This is a genomic window from Neorhizobium phenanthreniclasticum (assembly GCF_040066075.1).
Taxonomy (GTDB): Bacteria; Pseudomonadota; Alphaproteobacteria; order Rhizobiales; family Rhizobiaceae; genus Neorhizobium; species Neorhizobium petrolearium.
In genome coordinates this window covers 80,592-99,527 of the sequence record NZ_JBEAAL010000003.1, presented here as the reverse complement: position 1 = coordinate 99,527, position 18,936 = coordinate 80,592, and the positions used below count along the sequence as shown (strand labels likewise).

Here is an 18,936-nt window from a genome sequence, read left to right as displayed (position 1 = left end):
GCCTCACTTCTTCATCTGCTCCTTGAGAGCTGCAAGTTTTGCAAAGGGCGAATCCGGATCGATCGGTTTCTCTTTGCGTGGCGGCTTAGCTTCGAAACGGGCCGGCTGCGGCCCTTTGCCGCGGTCGTTTCGCTCAGGCCGCTGGCCGCCTTCGGGGCGTTCCCCACGATTCGGGCGATCCCCCCGGTTTTTGTCGCGATTCGGCCTTCCGCCGTCCCGTCGGTCTCGATCGCCGTTCTGACGTGCATCACGACGATCATCACGATGACCTTGGGATCCCTGGGGCCGTTCCCCGCCGGCATTCCGCTGTCCGCCGTGACCCCGGCGATCTCCATTTTGCTGACGCCCGCTCCGCTGGTTGTCTCGGCCACCACCTGGACGCCAGAGCAGGACCGGCTTCGGCTCCTCGGCTTCGGCAGGTTTTGCTTCATCTCCATCTGTCGAAACAGCGGCAGACGCCCGTTCGGTTGCGGCTTCCGCTACAGCCTCCACAGGGGCAAGTTCAACACTTCCCTCAATCACTCCCCCCGAGGCTTCGCCACCCGAGGCGTCGGTTGGGTCAGCACCATCGCTCACCGCGACCTCTTCGGCTGCAGCGGGAGTCGCAGCACCGGCAGCGCCCACATTCTGAGTCTCAAGGAAGGCCTGCGCTTCTTCCGCCATCACGGCATCAGCACGATAGCCAAGCCCTTTCAGAATCTCCTCCATGTCATCCGGCGTCGCGCCGAGAATGGAGAGCATCGCAGTCGTGGTCGTGAAACGACGACCGTCATAGGCGCCTTCCGGACGCGGCGTCGTGCCGGGCTTCCACTGAAGGAGCGGACGGATGATATCCGCCAGGCGCTCGAGAATGTCGATACGCACTGCGCGCTTGCCGAGGAAGCGGAAGCCCGCGAGCTTGTAGAACATTCGCTCGAAGCTCGGATCCGCAACGACCGAGGTGCGGCCAGCAGCAAGCGCCGGGATGAGATCGCCGTAACCGGGCTTGTCGAGGCCGTCGTTCTTCAACGCCCAGAGAAGCGTGATGAGTTCGGCCGGGGCCGGCTTCAGAAGCGCCGGCATGAAGACGTGATAGGCGCCGAACCGAATACCATAGCGCCGCATCGAGGCACGCGCATCCTGATCGAGCGACTTCACCTCTTCGGCGACGTCGCGACGGAAGAGTACGCCAAGATTTTCGACGAGCTGAAAGGCAAGCCCCTTGGCAAGACCCTGCAGATCCTCGGCACGCGATAGGTCGTCAAGCGGCTTTAGAACCGTCGCGATATGATGGTTCACGAAGCGCTCGATGCGAGCGAGCACGTGTTCGCGGGCGTTGCCGGTGAGCTGCTCATCGGACAACAGGATGACACGCGGACGCATCACATGGTCGCTTGCCGAAAGACGGGCGATAGGTTCGCCGAGCCAGCGCACGAAACCATCGGAGCCGACAGCAAAATCGCTGTTGCCGGATGCATAAAGTCTCGCCGCTCGCGCCTCGAATTCCAGCGCCAACGCCTTTTGGGCGGCCGCCTGCACCGCCTTGGCGTCAGGTCCTTCGGTCCCCGTGACGGGCGTGAACCGGAATCCGGCCAATTGCCCGACGTGATGTCCCTCCACGAAGACATCGCCATTCACACTGATTTCAGCTTCCAGCATCGCATTCTCTCTCAGGCGCTTCATGAGCACAGATGTCCTGCGATCAACGAAGCGTTTCGTCAACCTTTCATGTAGCGCGTCCGACAACCTATCCTCTATTTCCCGTGTCTTTTCTTGCCAGTGTGTCGGATCGGCAAGCCAGCCGGGACGGTTGGAGACGTAGGTCCAGGTCCTGATCTGCGCGATGCGGGCAGACAGCGTGTCGATCTCGCCATCCGTCCGGTCCGCGCGGCGGACCTGCTCCGCCATGAAATCCTCGTTTACTGTTCCGTAGCGCACAAGATCGGAAAAAAGAGTCGAAATAAGGTCCGCGTGCTGTGCAGGCGCAATCCGGCGGTAATCCGGCAGCGCACAGGCCTCCCAGAGCTTTTCGACCCGTTCCGGTGTCGTCGCGGCATCCTGGATTTCGGGATAACGCGAAAGATGATCAAGGGCTTGGCTATCGGTCGCAGGCAGCGCCCGAGTGAGTCCCGTAATCGTCGGCGAAACATCCAGGCTTTCGCGTAGCGCACGCAGTGTGGAAAAATCGAGATTCTTCGAGCGCCATTGCAGCACTTTCACCTGATCGAACTGATGGCTTTCGATTCGCTCCACCAGCTCGTCATCGAACGGCGCGACCTGTCCGGTGACACCAAACGTCCCGTCTCTCAGATGCCGGCCCGCACGACCGGCGATCTGGCCGAGTTCGGCGGGATTGAGATTGCGGAACTGATAACCGTCAAACTTCCGGTCCTGTGCAAAAGCAACGTGATCGACATCAAGATTAAGACCCATGCCGATTGCATCTGTAGCAACCAGATATTCGACGTCGCCCGATTGGTAGAGCCCGACCTGTGCATTGCGCGTCCGCGGACTGAGCGCACCAAGAACAACCGCAGCCCCGCCCCGCTGGCGACGGATCAGCTCCGCAATCGCATAAACCTCATCAGCGGAAAACGCCACGATCGCCGACCGTTGCGGCAGTCGGGTGATCTTCTTTTGACCTGCGTAGAACAGCTGGGACAAACGCGGACGTTCGACAACGGTAATACCCGGCAGCAGCTTTTCAAGGATCGGCCGCATCGTGGCGGCTCCCAGAAGCAGGGTCTCGTCGCGGCCGCGCAGATGCAGAATTCTATCCGTGAAGATATGGCCGCGTTCCAGGTCTCCGGCAAGCTGCACTTCATCGATCGCGACGAAGGAGGCTCTCGTCTCCCGCGGCATGGCCTCGACGGTGCAAACTGAAAAGCGGGCGTTCGGCGGAGTGATCTTTTCTTCGCCGGTGATGAGCGCCACCCAGGAAACCCCGACCTTTTCGACAAGGCGCGTATAGACCTCGCGCGCCAGCAGCCGAAGCGGCAGGCCGATCACGCCGGTGCCATGCGCAACCATGCGCTCGATGGCATAATGCGTCTTGCCTGTATTGGTGGGGCCGAGGACGGCGGTGACGCCGCGCCCCGTGGGCATCATGGGCTGGAAATTCAAAGCCAAGTTCCGCGCATCACTTACGGCTTCGGCTTCGCCTTTGCGAAAACCTGAAGCCATGCCACACATGGCGATCCCAGCCGACAAACGCAAGCCTGAAGAATGGTTTTGCAGCCGCAGAATCTCGGTTTGGCCCGCTCAAACCAACATTCAGCCGTTCAGATTTCACCCTTGCGGGAACAGATGCGAACGAATCGGAGACGAATCGAAGACTCGAGGGGATTCAGCCTTTGTTCACGGCTATATGTTGACAAGACTCCATTTCCCGCCACGACATCCTGAATCTGCATTCAATTTGGGTGTCTACAACCTGGAGATTCACCCGGAAGCTGCGCACCCACAGAGAGACGACGGAGTCAATCCCTTGATATGGTTAACCTTTCTTCAACGAGTTCAAAGGCTTCAGCCGTTTGAACCGCCCATGTTAAGATTCAGGTCAAAGGCGGAACGAATCATCGACGAATCGCCGACATTTCCATATTCTCGTTTCGTTCGTACAAGATGTTGTGGGTATCTGCCGATTGGAAGCTCAATAAGAACGACCCTCGGAGGGCTCGGACACGAATCACGAATGCCCCTCGTTAACGTTGACTAACGGTCTTTAACCACATGTGACATGGACACCGCGTCGATCCCCTGGAACAAAATTTGCGAAGGCGCGTTTCCTCGCCAAATCCATACCGGATTATCTAGCGGAGTGGAAAATCATGCTCGGAACGGTATTGCTCATCATCCTCATCCTGCTCCTGATTGGCGCGCTGCCGAATTGGGGCTATAGCCGAGGTTGGGGTTACGGTCCGTCGGGCGGATTGGGCCTCGTCGTCCTGATTATCATTATCCTGTTGCTGATGGGCAGGATTTAAGAGCGGCGCAGCCGTATGTCACCAAGGGAAGGGAATAAACATGAAAAAGATTCTGATTGTGGGCTGCATGATCGGCGCGCTCGCCTCGTGCACCTCTACGGAGAAGGGCACCGCGATCGGCGCGGGCACCGGTGCAGTCATCGGCGGTGCCGTCACCAATAGCTGGGGTGGTGCAGCGGTAGGCGCTGTGGCCGGCGGTCTTGTCGGTGCTGCAATTGGCGAATCCGAGAAGCGTCGCGGCTACTGTGTCTATCGGGATCGGTACGGCCGCACCTACGAAGCGCGCTGCCGCTAGCGCTGGTATATTCTGGATTTCTCGAAAGCCGGCGTTGCAATCAACGCCGGCTTTATTTTGCCTGACCGGCCCTATGTTAACTTCTGACCAAAGCCGGAACGAAACGCTGACGAATCGGCGACATTGTCCTTTTCCCGGTTTGTTCACCGCAACATTTGGTGGAAAAACAGCGCGTTAGCCATAGTCACAGATGGTTTCACGCACATTTCCGCGACAGAATCCACGTAAAGGTTAACGCGCGAAAAGTTCAACCGGCCATGAACTGGCCGCCATTTGCCGTGAGCGTCGAGCCAGTGATGAAGCCCGCTTCATCCGAAGCGAGGAAAACAACACATCGGGCTATCTCTTCCGGCTCACCCAGGCGACCAACCGGGATTTGCGGAATGATCCGCTCATTCAGCACTTTCTCCGGTACGGCCCGAACCATTTCCGTGGCAATGTAACCGGGGCAGATCGCATTGACGGTGATGTTCTTCGCCGCCCCCTCCTGAGCAAGGGCCTTGGTGAAGCCGAGATCACCAGCCTTGGCTGCGGAATAGTTCACCTGCCCCATCTGGCCCTTCTGGCCATTGATGGAGGAAATGTTGATGACGCGGCCAAAACTGCGGTCCCGCATGCCGCTCCAGACGGGATGTGTCATGTTGAAGAGACCGGTGAGGTTTGTGCCGATCACCTCGTTCCATTGTTCCGGTGTCAACTTGTGAAACATGCCGTCGCGGGTGATACCCGCATTGTTGACAAGGATCTCGACCGGACCAAGCGCTGTCTCGATCTCGGCTATACCTTCAACACAGGCATGATAATCGGACACATCCCATTTGAAGACGGGAATTCCGGTTTCGTCATGAAAGGCTTTCGCCTTTTCCTCATTGCCGGCAAAATTGGCAGCCACCCGATAACCTGCAGCCTTCAACGCCACAGAGATCGCAGCACCGATTCCCCGCGTCCCTCCCGAAACCAACGCCACTCTGTCCATTTTGCCTTCCCCTTCTCGGATTGATCCTGCCCTTCTGCGTGACCGGATACTTACTTATTTTGACAGGCTTTCGTCAGGGCGACAGCCCGCCACGCATTTTTTCAACGCTGGCGGGCCATCCACGACCATCACATGGCTTCGAGGCACATGGCGACGCCCATGCCGCCGCCGATGCACAGCGTCGCGAGACCCTTCTTCGCGCCGCGGCGCTTCATCTCGAAGAGGAGCGTATTGAGGATGCGCGCACCGGAAGCGCCAATCGGGTGACCGATGGCAATTGCGCCGCCGTTGACGTTGACGATCGACGGGTCGAGACCGAGATCCTTGGTGACGGCGCAGGACTGGGCCGCGAAGGCTTCGTTGGCTTCGACGAGGTCGAGGTCGCCGATTTTCCAGCCGGCCTTTTCCAGCGCCTTGCGGGAGGCAGGGATCGGGCCGGTGCCCATGATCTGCGGATCGACGCCCGCCGTTGCCCAGGAAACGATGCGAACCATCGGCGTGATACCTCGGCGGACAGCTTCCTCCTCCGTCATCAGAACAGCCGCCGCCGCTCCGTCATTCAGACCGGAAGCGTTGCCGGCCGTCACCGACCCTTCTTTGTCGAAGGCAGGGCGAAGCTTCGCCAGCGCATCGAGCGTCGTGCCGGGGCGGATAAATTCGTCGTTTTCCACGATCACGTCACCCTTCCTCGTCTGGATGACATACGGGATAACCTCATCCTTGAAGCGGCCGGCGAGCTGCGCGGCCTCCGCCTTGTTCTGGGAGGACACGGCGAACTGGTCCTGCTCATCGCGGGAGAGTTGCCACTGACGAGCGACATTCTCTGCCGTGATCCCCATGTGGTACCCATAGAAGGCGTCCGTCAGGCCGTCCTTGATCATGGTATCGATCATCTTGAAATCACCCATCTTCACGCCGCCGCGCAGATGCGCGCAATGGGGCGCCATGGACATGGACTCCTGGCCGCCGGCCACGATGATCTTCGCATCGCCCAGCGCAATCTGCTGCATGCCGAGCGCGACGGCGCGAAGGCCTGAACCGCAGAGTTGGTTGACGCCCCAGGCGGTCTTCTCCTTGGGCACTCCGGCTTTCATCGCCGCCTGCCGGGCAGGATTCTGCCCCTCGCCCGCTGGCAGAACCTGACCGAGGATGACCTCATCCACCTCGGACGCATCGACACCGGCACGCGCAAGCGCGCCCTTGATCACCGCAGCACCCAGTTCATGGGCCGGGACATTGGCAAAAGCACCGTTGAATGAGCCGACCGCCGTACGGGCGGCGGACGCGATCACGATGGATGGATTGGTCATGGGACGTCTCCTCTTATTAAGATATTTATTTCCGAGACTGACAAAGCTTGACCGCAGAGTCAAACATCCTGCAGGCCGACGATCCTTCCCTAAAAATGCTCCTCAGTTTTCGCGGGTTTGCTGCGCAACAAGTCAACCGCCGCATCGCACAAATCGATTGTAAGTCCGCTTCATTTAGGCTTACATTCCTGTCGGGAGAAGCAGCCAATCGATATAACCAAACCATATTGACGGGAGCAGGAGGCAATCATGGCAAAGACCGAAGGCGAAATCATAATCAAAAAATATGCCAACCGGCGCCTCTACAATACAGGCACCAGCACTTACGTGACGCTGGAAGACCTTGCGAAGATGGTAAAGAAAGGCGAAGAATTCCTCGTCCAGGATGCCAAGACCGGCGAGGACATCACCCACTCGGTGCTGACGCAGATCATCTTTGAACAGGAACCAAGACCGGCAATACGCTGCTGCCGATTTCCTTCCTGCGGCAGTTGATTTCCTATTACGGCGACCAGATGCAGATGGTCGTACCGACCTTCCTGGAACATTCGATGAAGGCGTTTACCGATCAACAGGTGCAGATGCGCGAACAGATGACCCGTGCTTTTGGCGATACACCGCTTAGCAAGAACCTGCAGGCGCCCATGCAGATGATGGAAGAGCAGGTGCGCCGCAACACGGAAATGTTTCGCCAGGCTCTGCAGATGTTTTCGCCTTTTACGGCACAGCCGCCTACCTCGGCTGCCAAGAAGACCGATTCGAAGGATATCGACGAATTGAAGGAACAGCTTCGCAATCTTCAGAACCGTCTCGATAATCTCTGATCTATAGAACCTGGATCAGAGTCCGATCGAAACGTCGCGACCAGCCGAACGGATTGCGACGGCAAAACCACCGATGACATCGACGAAAGTGATCGTCATCAGGATGAAGAAAATCTGCGTTGCGGCATCCCTGACCAGCAGGAATTCAACCAGGTAGGCCACGAAGACCAGCATCGACAGCATGTGATTGAGAAGCGAGCCACGACCGTTGCGGCTCGCCTTGAGGATTTCGACAAAGAGAAAAACGAGTGCGACGACAATCAGTGCGTCGCCCACCGTCATCGTCCAGACGGCACCGGAAAGCATCTGGAGAGAACTGACGATATTGCCAAGCGCAACAACTCCGCCGCCACCCAGAATGCCGAACATGGCAAGGTTGTAGAGAACAAACGGGAAGATCATCAGCGGCAATGCAGCGAGCATGAGCGGCTCCGGAGCACGAGAAATGGACGGGCCGAACTGTGATGCCGGCCTGCATTTTGCGCAAGGCTTGGCAGAAACAAAAAAGGCCGGCAAGGCCGGCCCTTCAAGCGAACTTCCGTGGCAACGCTTATGCGTTTTCCTTCGGCGTCAGAACCTGACGGCCGCGATACATGCCGGTCTTCAGGTCGATGTGATGCGGGCGGCGCAGTTCGCCGGAGTTCTTGTCTTCGATATAGGTCGGAGCCTTGAGTGCGTCGGCGGAGCGGCGCATACCGCGCTTCGACGGGCTCGTTTTTCTCTTCGGTACAGCCATTTCGTTACTCCACTTCGTGCAAAACATGATCCCCGGCCGGAACTGAGGCCGAACTCATCACGTCTCGATCTCGGAAATTTGCCGGGCTTATACATGTCCGGCAGGGCTTTGACCAGTCCCCGCCGGGATTTTTTCGACATTGCCGTGTTAGGCTTCGTCTTCCGGCACTATCCAGGGCTCGGCAAGCGCCGCCTCCTGCCATTTGACCCAGGCCGGATGGGATTTCATCGCCGCCATATAGGCAAGCGTACCGGCATCGGTCACGAGGTCATAAACGTCGAAACGGTTGACGACGGGCGCAAACATGGCGTCCGCCCCGGTAAAGGCGCCGAACAGGAACGGCCCGCCGGACTTTGCCCGCAGTTCACGCCAGATCGTCTCAATCCGCGTCACATCGTCCATCACGCCTTCCGGCAGATCGAGCTTGCGCTTCGGGCGCCGCATATTCATCGGGCAGGCATTTCTGAGCGCCCGGAAGCCGGAGAGCATTTCCATGGAGATCGAGCGGGCAACGGCCCGGTCCGCAGCCGCCTTCGGCCAAATGCCTTTCTCTGGAAAAAGCTCGGCTACGTATTCGATGATCGACAGCGATTCCCAAACGCGGATATTGCCGTGGTGCAGGACGGGCACCCTGCCTGTCGGCGAAATAGGCTTGAACTTCGGATTGCCGGCCGGAAAATCGAAGGGGATCAACACTTCCTGGAAATCAATGCCCGCCGCAGTCATCGCAATCCAGGGACGCAAGGACCACGAGGAATAGTTCTTGTTGCCGATGTAAAGGGTGAGTTTTCCCATGGGCCACGCCTCCGGTTGGTTCATTCAGCCTATAATCGCAACAGCCGAGCGCGACCAATGAAATCGCTAGAACTCAATCATAAATGCATTTGATATAGTCGCCGGAGTTGCGCGCGCGGCGCTCAACAATGCCGGCCAGCCGCTGCATGCCGCGACCGGGCTTGCCGGCGACCCGCGTGATCGGGTTGGGTAACGAGACGGCGAGAAGCGCCGCCTGCCGGGAGCTGAGCTTCGAGGCCGGAATCTTGAAATGATGCCGGGCTGCGGCTTCCGCTCCATAAATGCCAGGCCCCCATTCGGCGACGTTAAGGTAGATTTCCATCATCCTCCGCTTCGACCAGACGAAATCTGCCCCAATGGCAAGCGGCAATTCGAGCCCCTTGCGAATGAAGGAGCGGCCGTTCCAGAGAAACAGGTTCTTGACCGTCTGCATGGAAATGGTGCTGGCGCCACGCGTCGCCTCGCCGTCCAGCGCATCCTCGACCACGTCGCGCATCTGCGTCCAGTCAACCCCACCATGGAAACAGAACTGGCCGTCTTCCGACATCATGACTGCACGGACGAGATTGGGCGAGATATCATCGAGATCCACCCAGCGCCTGTCGTAACCGCGCAACAGCACCAGTTCCGACAGCATCAGGGTCGAGACGGGATGAATGAAAGGCAGGGCATAAACAAAGATAAGAAGATAAGGCAGCACCACGAGAGTGATCCCGATCAGTACGAGCCGCCGGACAAGTTTAGGGAAAAACGAGCGCCGTCTATCCCTCACGGGCTCTTCCTCCTGCACGTGCTGTTCCGGCGTGATGTCCAATGTCCCGCTCATTCCTTGTTTTGGATTTCATAGACTCTGAATGGAGCCAAGGCGAGTCTGATGCCGAAAACTTCCCATAACCCGGTAAATCGCCGTTGCCAGTCAGCCATCGGCATGCCAAACAGCGGCCATGACGGACACGAAGACGGTATTCGAAGAGCGCTTGCGGCAGAGCGCCGCCGAGACGGAAGCTCTGCTTGCGTCGCTGCTGTCCGATGCCACTCTTCCCGAAGAGATTGTCCGCCCCCCGCATCTCATGGCAGCCATGCGGCATGGATCGCTGAATGGTGGAAAAAGGCTCCGGCCCTTCCTGGTCCGCGAAAGCGCGATCCTGCTCGGCGGACCGCCGGATGCTGCGCTTCGGGTAGGCGTGGCGCTGGAGTGCCTGCACTGCTATTCGCTGATCCACGACGATCTGCCAGCCATGGATAACGACGACCTGCGTCGCGGCCGGCCGACGGTGCACAAGGCCTTTGACGAAGCAACGGCAATCCTGGCCGGAGATAGCCTGCTTACCTATGCTTTCGATATCATCGCCGCTCCGGAGACTATACTTGCCGACCGATTGAAGACAGAACTTGTGCTGGCGCTTGCTCGCGCCGCCGGACTTGGTGGGATGGTCGGCGGTCAGGCGCTCGACCTCGCGGCAGAGAAGTCTCCTCCGGACGAGGTGGGCATCACGACGCTCCAGTCGATGAAAACGGGCGCACTTCTGCGTTTTGCTTGCGAAGCGGGCGCTATCGTCGCGGGTTCGGAGCCGGGACATCGCGAAAGAATGCGTGCATTTGGTCGCAAGATAGGGCTGGCTTTCCAGCTTGCTGACGATCTGCTCGATCTGACCTCGGACGCCGTCACCATGGGTAAGGCAACGGGTAAGGACGCCGCACGCGGAAAGGGCACGCTCGTGGCGCTGCATGGCATGGCCTGGGCAGAAGACCGGCTTGGCGCTTTGACCAAGGAAGCCATTGATCTACTGGTGCCTTTTGGTGAGAAGGCTGTAGTCCTGCAGGAAACGGCCCGCTTCATTGCCAGTCGGGAAAAATAAAAAGCCGGCAACGCTGGTTCGATACGTTGCCGGCTTTGAACCTTCGGACAAGCCGCATCTGAAAACGGTTTTTGTCAGCCCTGCGTGATCGGCGCGATCTGCACTTCGACGCGCCGATTCTGCGCGCGTCCGTCCGGCGTCGCATTGGAAGCAACCGGCTGCGATGGGCCGAAGCCCATGGTCGACATACGGCGTTGGTCGACGCCGCGGCCTGCCAGATAATTCGCCACGGAGGCAGCACGGCGTTCGGACAGGCCCTGGTTATGCTGCAGGCTGCCGGTCGAATCCGTATGGCCGTTCACGTCGATGAAGGTCTTGTTGAACTTGTTCAACACGATCGCGACTGAATCGAGCGTCCGGTAGAAGGGCGGAATCACCTGATCCTGGTCCGTGGCGAAAGTGATATTGGACGGCATGTTGAGGATGATGCGATCGCCCATGCGGGTCACCGAAACGCCGGTGCCTTGAAGCTGGGCACGCAGTTCCGCTTCCTGATTGTCCATATAGGCGCCGATCCCGCCGCCTGCGAGCGCGCCGATGCCGGCGCCGATCAGCGCGTTGCGGGCACCGTTCTTGCCTGTGCCGCCAATGGCAAGGCCTGCGAGAGCACCGACGCCGGCGCCGATCGCCGCGCCGCCAGCGGTGTTGGAAACCTTCTGTTCACCCGTATATGGATCGGTCGTGGTGCAGGCAGAAAGATAGGTCGCGGAAAGCGCGACGATTGCAATTTTCTTGAGCATTGTAAATCGAAGTCCCCGTCGTCTGTGAAGACACCTGATTTACCATGAATTGCGGCAATAGCGAGGAGAGACCACATGTCCTCGCCGCTCATGATCGACTGGGAAAAAGCCTGACGTTTTGCTGCATCATTTCGCAGCCGGCGGAAGGCTTTTCAGGACTTCGATCAGCCGCTCGCATTCAGCATCCGTGCCGATGCTGATGCGCAGATGGTCGGCGATTCGCGGCTTGTTCCAGTGCCGCACCAGCACGCCTTCGGCACGCAGCCCGGCATAGACTTCCACACCCGGCAGGTCTGGATGTCTGGCAAAGACGAAATTCGCCTGCGATGGCAGCACCTCGAAGCCAAGCCTTTCAAGTTCGCCGGTCAGCCGCTCGCGCGTGGCGATAATCTTCTGCCGGCAGGTCTCGAACCAATCCACATCTTCGACGGCCGCGGTGGCGGCGACCTGCGCAAGCCGATCGAGCGGGTAGGAGTTGAAACTGTCCTTCACCCGCTCGAGAGCGTCGATCAGCGGCCGCTGACCGAGCGCGAAACCGACACGCATACCAGCCAGCGATCGGGATTTCGACAGCGTCTGAACGACCAGCAGATTTGGATAGCGGGAGATCAGACCCACTGCGGTCTCGCCGCCGAAGTCGATATAGGCCTCATCAATCACCACCGGCGCATCCGCATGCCCGGCCACCAGCGTCTCGATTTCCGCAAGCGACAGACCGACCCCAGTCGGCGCATTGGGGTTGGGAATGATGATCGCGCCGCAGGATCGATCGTAGTCTGCAAGCCGGATGCGGAAGGCCTCGTCGAGCGGGATCTCGACCGCCTCGATATCGTAGAGCCGGCTATAGGTCGGATAGAAGCTATAGGTTATATCCGGATAGAGCAGCGGCTTGTCGTGCTTCAGCAGCGCCTGGAACGTATGAGCCAGCACCTCATCGGAACCATTGCCTGCGAAAACCTCGTCCGGTTGCACGCCGAAACGCGCGGCGATCGCCTCGCGAAGCACCGTCGCCGAGGGATCGGGATAAAGCCGCAGACCGTCGTCGGCAGCCGCACGGATGGCGGCAAGCACCTTCGGCGAAGGGCCGTAGGGGTTTTCGTTGGTGTTGAGCTTGACGAGATTCCGGATGCGCGGCTGTTCGCCGGCGACGTAGGGCTTCAGTGTATCGACGATCGGAGACCAGTACCGGCTCATGCTTTATTCAGCGGCCGTCTTCTGGCCGAAACGGTTCTCGATATAGTCGATGACGAGCTTTTCGAAATCGGCCGCGATGTTCGGCCCGCGCAACGTCATCGCCTTCTTTCCGTCGATGAAGACGGGCGCGGCCGGCGTTTCCCCCGTGCCCGGCAGCGAAATGCCGATATCCGCGTGCTTGCTCTCGCCGGGACCATTGACGATGCATCCCATGACAGCGACATTGAGCGCCTCGACACCCGGATATTTCTCACGCCAGACCGGCATGTTCTTGCGGATGTCGTTCTGGATGTTCTGGGCGAGTTCCTGGAAGACCGTCGACGTGGTGCGGCCGCAGCCCGGACAGGCCGCGACGACCGGCACGAACTGCCGGAAACCCATGACCTGCAGAAGCTCCTGCGCCACCTGCACTTCGCGAGTGCGGTCGCCGTTTGGCTCCGGCGTCAGCGAGACGCGGATCGTGTCGCCAATCCCCTGTTGCAGGACATAACCCATGGCAGCAGACGATGCGACGATGCCCTTCGAGCCCATGCCGGCTTCGGTAAGGCCGAGATGAAGCGCGTGATTGGAGCGCTCGGCAAGCATGGAATAGACAGCGATCAGATCCTGCACCTGACTGACCTTGGCCGACAGGATGATCCGGTTACGCGGCAGGCCGATCTGTTCGGCAAGTTCGGCGGAGATCAGCGCCGATTGGACGATCGCCTCATGCATGACCTGGCGGGCCGAGAGCGGTGAACCTTCAGCCGCATTGCGGTCCATCAGCGTGGTCAGGAGATCCTGATCGAGCGAACCCCAATTGACGCCGATCCGCACCGGCTTGTCATGGCGGATCGCCATCTCGACAATGTCGCCGAACTGCTTGTCCTTCTTATCCTTGAAGCCGACATTGCCCGGATTGATGCGGTATTTCGCAAGCGCCTCGGCGCAGGCCGGATGATCGGCAAGCAGCTTGTGGCCGATATAGTGGAAGTCGCCGACCAGCGGCACATCCATCCCGAGACGCAACAGGCGCTCGCGGATCTTTGGCACGGCAGCGGCGCTTTCGTCACGGTCAACGGTGATGCGGACAATTTCGGAACCCGCTCTGTAAAGCGCGGCAACCTGCGCTACCGTCGCATCCACATCCGCCGTATCCGTATTGGTCATGGATTGGACTACGACCGGCGCACCGCCGCCGACGATGACGCCGCCGACATCGACGGCAACGGTGGCGCGGCGCGGCTTCGGATCATAATCGACGGGTGAGGACATGGAGCTTCTCGTCGCCTTCAGCAGTTGGAGCGCCTTTCAGGTGGCGTATGGCTTGCGGCTTGTCAACCGGCACAGCGCTCACTTTATCTCGTGCAGCTCGGCTTGGCCAACCTCCCGGCATCCTGCCTTCAGTGATGCGCGTTGTCCGCATGCCGGGCAAGCGGCGACAGCAGGAGGACCACGACGATCAACGCAGAGAGACCAACGAAGATTACGGCTAGACCGGTATGCTCGGCGATGAATCCGATCGCCGACGGCGCCACAAGGATTCCTGAATACCCCATGGTCGTCACGACCGAGAGGCCAACGCCAGCGGCCATGCCCGGCAGGTTGCCGGCAGCGGAAAAGGCGATGGGCACGATGTTGGAGATCCCGATGCCAGTCAGCGCAAAGCCGGCGATCGCCATCGGAGTGCTTTGTGCAAAGCCGATCACCAGCAGACCGAGGATGGAGATAACGGCGCAGACGCGCAACGTCGTGACCGCGCCGAAGCGGTCGCGGATCAAATCTCCTGCAAATCGCATCACCGCCATGGTGAGCGAAAAGGCGGCGAAGGCGAAGCCCGACAGCGACACGGAAGCCGCAAGTTCGTTGCGAAGATAGAGGGCCCCCCAGTCGAGGATCGCCCCTTCGGGGATCATGCAGAAAAGTGCCATGATGCCAATCAGCCAGGGAAGCGGCGAAAGCGGAAGGCGACTTCCATGCCTGCCTTCTTCCGGATGCGGCGCGTCGTGGAGCACGGTCGGCCAGGCGGCGCCGATCATCACCGCGGCCAGCACGGTAACGAGGATCGCATGCGCGGAGACGCCGATATGCTCGATGAGGAAGCCGCCAGTCGACGAACCGATAAGGCCGCCGAGGCTCCAGAACGCATGGCAGGAGGACATGATGGCCCTACGCATGTGTTTCTCGACCGAGACCGCGTTGGCGTTCATCGCTACGTCCATCGCACCGATCAGTCCCCCGAACAGAAAGATCGCTACCGCACCGGTCCAGATGTTGCCAACCCAGGTGAGAAGCAGCAGCGTCGGCGTAAGCAGCACCGACGTCCATTTCGCAACCTGGCTCGAGCCGAACCGGGCAATCTGGCTTCCGGCAAGCGGCATCATCACCAGCGAACCGAGGCCGAAGATCAGGATCATCACCCCGAGCATACTCTCGCTGAGGCCCAACCGGCCTGCAAACTCCGGAATCTTCGGCGCCCACGCACCAATCATGAAGCCATTCATCAGGAAGAGCAGCGAAACGCCAGCTCTTTCCCGAGTGATGAAGGCACGATGGTGAACGGACTTGGTCAGGGGAGCGCGGCTATCCATGAGATCATTCCTTGCAGCTGCCGCGACCATATTTAAATCGATTAGACTTGCAATATTGCAGCGGCCACTTCCCTCTCACAAATTGTATCGGAAAGAAACCCGCAACTCGTCGCCCCCCACGGTTGATTGCGCGAGCGGTTCGTGGCCTTGACTAAGAAGCCACGGAGACGACTGGAGATCAGCCGCCGTAGACGATCAGGAGGTCCTTGGCGTCGATCTGGTCGCCGGCCTTTACCAGCACCTCGGCGATTGTGCCGTCCTTTTCCGCATGCAAGGCGGTTTCCATCTTCATTGCTTCGATGGAAAGCAAAACATCGCCCGCCTTCACAGCCTGACCGGCCGACACGAAGACGCGGGAGAGTACACCCGGCATGGGCGCACCGAGATGGGTGGCATTGCCGACCTCGGCCTTGCGACGAACCGCGGCCCCTGAAGCACCATGCGCCCGGTCCGGCACCTTGATGCGGCGCGGTTGCCCGTTGAGTTCGAAGAACACCGTCACCATGCCCTGTGCGTCGGTCTGGCTGATTGCCTGATTGACGACGACCAGTGTCTTGCCCCTTTCAATATCCGCGAACAGTTCCTCTCCGTCCTTCAGACCATAAAAGTAGGCGGGCGTCGGCAGAACCGAGACGGGGCCGTATGTCTCAACCGCCATGGCGAAGTCGGTGAAGACCTTGGGATACATGAGATAGGATGAGAACTCGAAATCATCAATTTCGCGTCCGAGCTTATCCTCGATCGTCTTGCGCTCGGCATCAAGATCGGCGTCCGGCAGCAGAGAGCCCGGCCGCACCGTATAGGGCTTCTCTCCCTTGAGCGCCTTCTTCTGCAATGCCTTCGGCCAACCGCCCGGCGGCTGACCGAGGTCACCCTTCAGCATCGAAACGACCGAGTCCGGGAAGGCTATGTCCCTGTCCGGGTTCTCGACATCTGCAACAGTGAGGTCCTGGCTGACCATCATCAGCGCCATGTCGCCCACCACCTTGGAAGACGGTGTTACCTTGACAATATCGCCGAACATCCGGTTGGCGTCCGCGTATGCCTGCGCCACCCTGTGCCACTTGGTGTCGAGGCCGAGCGAACGGGCCTGTTCCTTGAGATTGGTGAACTGGCCACCCGGCATCTCGTGCAGATAGACTTCGGAAGCCGGCCCCTTGAGGTCGCTCTCGAAGGCGGCATACTGGGCCCGCACCGCCTCCCAATAGAAGGAGATGCGGCGGATCCATTCCGGATCAAGACCCGGATCGCGCTCGGACCCGGCAAGCGCCTCGACGATCGAGCCGAGGCAGGGCTGCGACGTGTTTCCGGACAAGGCATCCATGGCCGCATCGACCGCATCGACGCCTGCCTCCACTGCGGCAAGAACCGTCGCCGCCGATATGCCGGACGTGTCATGCGTATGGAAATGGATCGGCAGAGAAGTCGCCTCGCGCAGCGCCTTGAAGAGCACACGTGCCGCAGCGGGTTTCAGGAGACCAGCCATGTCCTTGAGCGCGATGATATGGGCACCGGCCTTCTCCAGTTCCTCAGCCAACGCGACATAATACTTGAGATCGTATTTCGGGCGTGCAGAGTTCAGGAGGTCCCCGGTATAGCAGATCGCCGCCTCGCACAGCTTGTTCTCTTCCTGGACCGCGTCCATGGAAACGCGCATGTTCTCGACCCAATTCAGGCAGTCGAAGACGCGGAAGAGATCGATTCCGCCCTTCGCGGCCTGCCGGACGAAATATTTCACGACATTGTCCGGATAGTTCTTGTAGCCGACGCCGTTGGCCCCACGCAGCAGCATCTGCAGCAACAGGTTCGGCGCTCCCTCACGTATGAGCGCCAGGCGCTCCCATGGATCTTCCGTCAGGAAGCGCATGGAAACATCGAAGGTCGCACCACCCCAGCATTCCAGCGAAAAGAGGTTCGGCAGCGCGCGTGCATAGACACCGGCAATATGCGCGATGTCATAGGTCCGCATGCGGGTGGCAAGCAGCGACTGGTGTCCGTCGCGCATGGTTGTGTCCGTCACAAGGGCGCGCTTTTCATTGCGCATCCATTCGGCGAATTTCTTTGGACCGAGATTGTCGAGAAGCTGCTTGGTTCCGTCGGGAACAGGCCCGTTAATGTAAGGCACGATCGGCTTTGCGGCCTGCTCAGAAGGCATGGGCCGACCCTTGGTCTCGGGGTGGCCGTTGACGGTGACGTCGGCAAGATAGGTGAGCAGTTTGGTGGCGCGATCGGCCCGCCTCACCTGCTCAAAGAGCTCCGGCGTCGTGTCGATGAAGCGTGTCGTATAGGAATTGTCGCGGAACTTCGGATGGCCGATGATCGCTTCGAGGAAGGTCAGATTGGTCGCAACCCCGCGGATACGGAATTCGCGCAGCGCCCGATCCATACGGCTGATCGCCTCTCCGGGCGAAGCGCCCCATGCCGTCACCTTGACGAGCAGCGGATCATAGTAGCGGGTGATGATCGCGCCGGAATAGGCCGTCCCGCCATCGAGGCGAATGCCGAAGCCGGCTGCCGAGCGATAGGCGGTGATGCGGCCGTAATCCGGAATGAAGTTGTGCTCCGGATCCTCCGTGGTGATACGGCATTGCAGCGCATGGCCATTGAGACGGATGTTTTCTTGTGACGGGACACCCGATTCAGGCGTGCCGATCGCCGCCCCTTCGAGGATGTGGATCTGGGCCTTGACGATATCTATGCCGGTGACGACCTCAGTCACCGTATGTTCCACCTGGATGCGGGGATTCACTTCGATGAAGTAGAATTTGCCGGTATCGGCATCCATCAGATACTCGACCGTGCCGGCGCCGATATAATTCGTCGCCCTGGCAATCTTCAGTGAATAGTCCGCCAGCTCCCGGCGCTGGGCATCCGTGAGATAAGGCGCCGGAGCCCGCTCCACGACCTTCTGATTACGGCGCTGGATCGAACAGTCACGCTCGAAGAGATGCACGGCATTGCCATGTGTATCGCCGAGTATCTGGCTCTCGACATGGCGGGCATGTTCGACGAGTTTTTCGAGATAGACCTCGTCCTTGCCGAAGGCAGCCTTGGCCTCGCGCTTGGCTTCCGTTACTTCTTTGGCGAGATCCGCTTCGGAGCGGATGACGCGCATGCCGCGCCCGCCACCACCCCAGGACGCCTTCAGCATCACCGGATAGCCGATCTGCGCGGCCATCTTCGCCACTTCGGCCATGTCGTCGGGCAGCGGCTCGGTTGCCGGAACCACCGGCACGCCAACGGAAATCGCAAGATTGCGGGCGGCAACCTTGTTGCCGAGCTGCCGCATCGTCTCGGCGGTTGGCCCTATGAACGTGATGCCCGCAGCATTGCAGGCCTCGACGAATTCAGGGCTTTCGGACAGCAGGCCATAACCTGGGTGAATGGCATCGGCACCGGAAAGCTTCGCGACGCGGATAATCTCAGGAATCGATAGGTAGCTCTCGATTGGCCCCAGATCGCGGTCAAGATGTGGGCCGCGGCCGACCTGGTAACTTTCATCAGCCTTGAAGCGATGCAGCGAGAGCTTGTCCTCCTCCGCCCAGATCGCAACCGTTTTGATGCCCAACTCATTAGCGGCCCGGAAGACGCGGATGGCAATTTCAGAGCGGTTGGCAACGAGAATTTTCGAAATCGGCAAAACGGACCTCCCACGTGCCATCGAGAAAAATG

15 protein-coding genes and 1 pseudogene are annotated in these 18,936 nt (G+C 59.6%); 4 read left to right on the top strand and 12 right to left on the bottom strand.

What is annotated here, in order from left to right; genetic code table 11:
- Positions 1-3: 3 nt before the first annotated feature.
- On the bottom strand, positions 4-3,108 hold the full coding sequence (locus ABK249_RS06585) for a helicase-related protein (RefSeq protein WP_348862484.1): 3,105 nt from the start codon (positions 3,106-3,108) through the stop codon (positions 4-6).
- A 701-nt stretch (positions 3,109-3,809) separates the two neighbouring features.
- Between ABK249_RS06585 and ABK249_RS06580 the strand changes: the two genes are divergently transcribed.
- Positions 3,810-3,965, top strand: coding sequence for a DUF3309 family protein (locus tag ABK249_RS06580; RefSeq protein ID WP_081952972.1), 156 nt, complete (start codon positions 3,810-3,812; stop codon positions 3,963-3,965).
- A 40-nt stretch (positions 3,966-4,005) separates the two neighbouring features.
- Complete coding sequence (locus ABK249_RS06575) at positions 4,006-4,260, top strand: YMGG-like glycine zipper-containing protein (RefSeq protein WP_037156587.1); 255 nt, start codon at positions 4,006-4,008, stop codon at positions 4,258-4,260.
- Between the two features lie 247 nt (positions 4,261-4,507).
- Here the strand turns inward: ABK249_RS06575 and phbB are convergent, their stop codons facing one another.
- Together phbB and ABK249_RS06565 are read right to left on the bottom strand one after the other, a co-directional pair.
- Positions 4,508-5,236, bottom strand: coding sequence for a beta-ketoacyl-ACP reductase (phbB, locus tag ABK249_RS06570; RefSeq protein ID WP_037156585.1), 729 nt, complete (start codon positions 5,234-5,236; stop codon positions 4,508-4,510).
- A 128-nt stretch (positions 5,237-5,364) separates the two neighbouring features.
- The gene (locus tag ABK249_RS06565) at positions 5,365-6,546 is read right to left on the bottom strand and encodes an acetyl-CoA C-acetyltransferase (RefSeq protein ID WP_348862482.1); all 1,182 of its coding nucleotides are present in this window, start codon (positions 6,544-6,546) and stop codon (positions 5,365-5,367) included.
- A 249-nt stretch (positions 6,547-6,795) separates the two neighbouring features.
- Between ABK249_RS06565 and phaR the strand changes: the two are divergent.
- A pseudogene (phaR, locus tag ABK249_RS06560) lies at positions 6,796-7,370 on the top strand (polyhydroxyalkanoate synthesis repressor PhaR).
- Between the two features lie 15 nt (positions 7,371-7,385).
- On the opposite strand, the gene ABK249_RS06555 reads toward phaR, so the two are convergent.
- The 4 genes from ABK249_RS06555 to mtgA form a co-directional block, all read right to left on the bottom strand.
- Positions 7,386-7,793: a hypothetical protein gene (locus ABK249_RS06555; protein ID WP_037156579.1), complete on the bottom strand. Its 408-nt coding sequence runs from the start codon at positions 7,791-7,793 to the stop codon at positions 7,386-7,388.
- 127 nt (positions 7,794-7,920) lie between these two features.
- Positions 7,921-8,106: a 50S ribosomal protein L32 gene (gene rpmF, locus ABK249_RS06550; RefSeq protein WP_003535764.1), complete on the bottom strand. Its 186-nt coding sequence runs from the start codon at positions 8,104-8,106 to the stop codon at positions 7,921-7,923.
- A 147-nt stretch (positions 8,107-8,253) separates the two neighbouring features.
- Positions 8,254-8,901: a glutathione S-transferase family protein gene (locus tag ABK249_RS06545; protein ID WP_348862479.1), complete on the bottom strand. Its 648-nt coding sequence runs from the start codon at positions 8,899-8,901 to the stop codon at positions 8,254-8,256.
- 73 nt (positions 8,902-8,974) lie between these two features.
- Positions 8,975-9,715 carry a monofunctional biosynthetic peptidoglycan transglycosylase gene (gene mtgA / locus ABK249_RS06540; protein ID WP_037157252.1) on the bottom strand — a complete coding sequence of 247 codons (741 nt, stop codon included), beginning with the start codon at positions 9,713-9,715 and terminating at the stop codon, positions 8,975-8,977.
- Positions 9,716-9,845: 130 nt separating this feature from the next.
- Here mtgA and ABK249_RS06535 point away from each other — a divergent pair, with 130 nt between their 5' ends.
- Entirely contained in the window at positions 9,846-10,760 is a 915-nt protein-coding gene (locus ABK249_RS06535; protein ID WP_348862478.1) for a polyprenyl synthetase family protein, read from the top strand.
- A gap of 74 nt (positions 10,761-10,834) precedes the next feature.
- On the opposite strand, the gene ABK249_RS06530 is transcribed toward ABK249_RS06535, so the two are convergent.
- From ABK249_RS06530 to pyc, 5 genes are all read right to left on the bottom strand, one after another.
- Complete coding sequence (locus tag ABK249_RS06530) at positions 10,835-11,500, bottom strand: YiaD family glycine zipper/OmpA-like lipoprotein (RefSeq protein ID WP_037156571.1); 666 nt, start codon at positions 11,498-11,500, stop codon at positions 10,835-10,837.
- Positions 11,501-11,626: 126 nt separating this feature from the next.
- On the bottom strand, positions 11,627-12,694 hold the full coding sequence (hisC, locus tag ABK249_RS06525; RefSeq protein WP_348862477.1) for a histidinol-phosphate transaminase: 1,068 nt from the start codon (positions 12,692-12,694) through the stop codon (positions 11,627-11,629).
- A 3-nt stretch (positions 12,695-12,697) separates the two neighbouring features.
- Entirely contained in the window at positions 12,698-13,948 is a 1,251-nt protein-coding gene (gene ispG, locus ABK249_RS06520; protein ID WP_210056190.1) for a flavodoxin-dependent (E)-4-hydroxy-3-methylbut-2-enyl-diphosphate synthase, read from the bottom strand.
- Between the two features lie 128 nt (positions 13,949-14,076).
- The gene (locus ABK249_RS06515) at positions 14,077-15,264 is read right to left on the bottom strand and encodes an MFS transporter (RefSeq protein WP_037156565.1); all 1,188 of its coding nucleotides are present in this window, start codon (positions 15,262-15,264) and stop codon (positions 14,077-14,079) included.
- Positions 15,265-15,442: 178 nt separating this feature from the next.
- Positions 15,443-18,904, bottom strand: coding sequence for a pyruvate carboxylase (gene pyc / locus ABK249_RS06510; RefSeq protein WP_348862476.1), 3,462 nt, complete (start codon positions 18,902-18,904; stop codon positions 15,443-15,445).
- Between the last annotated feature and the right edge of the window lie 32 nt (positions 18,905-18,936).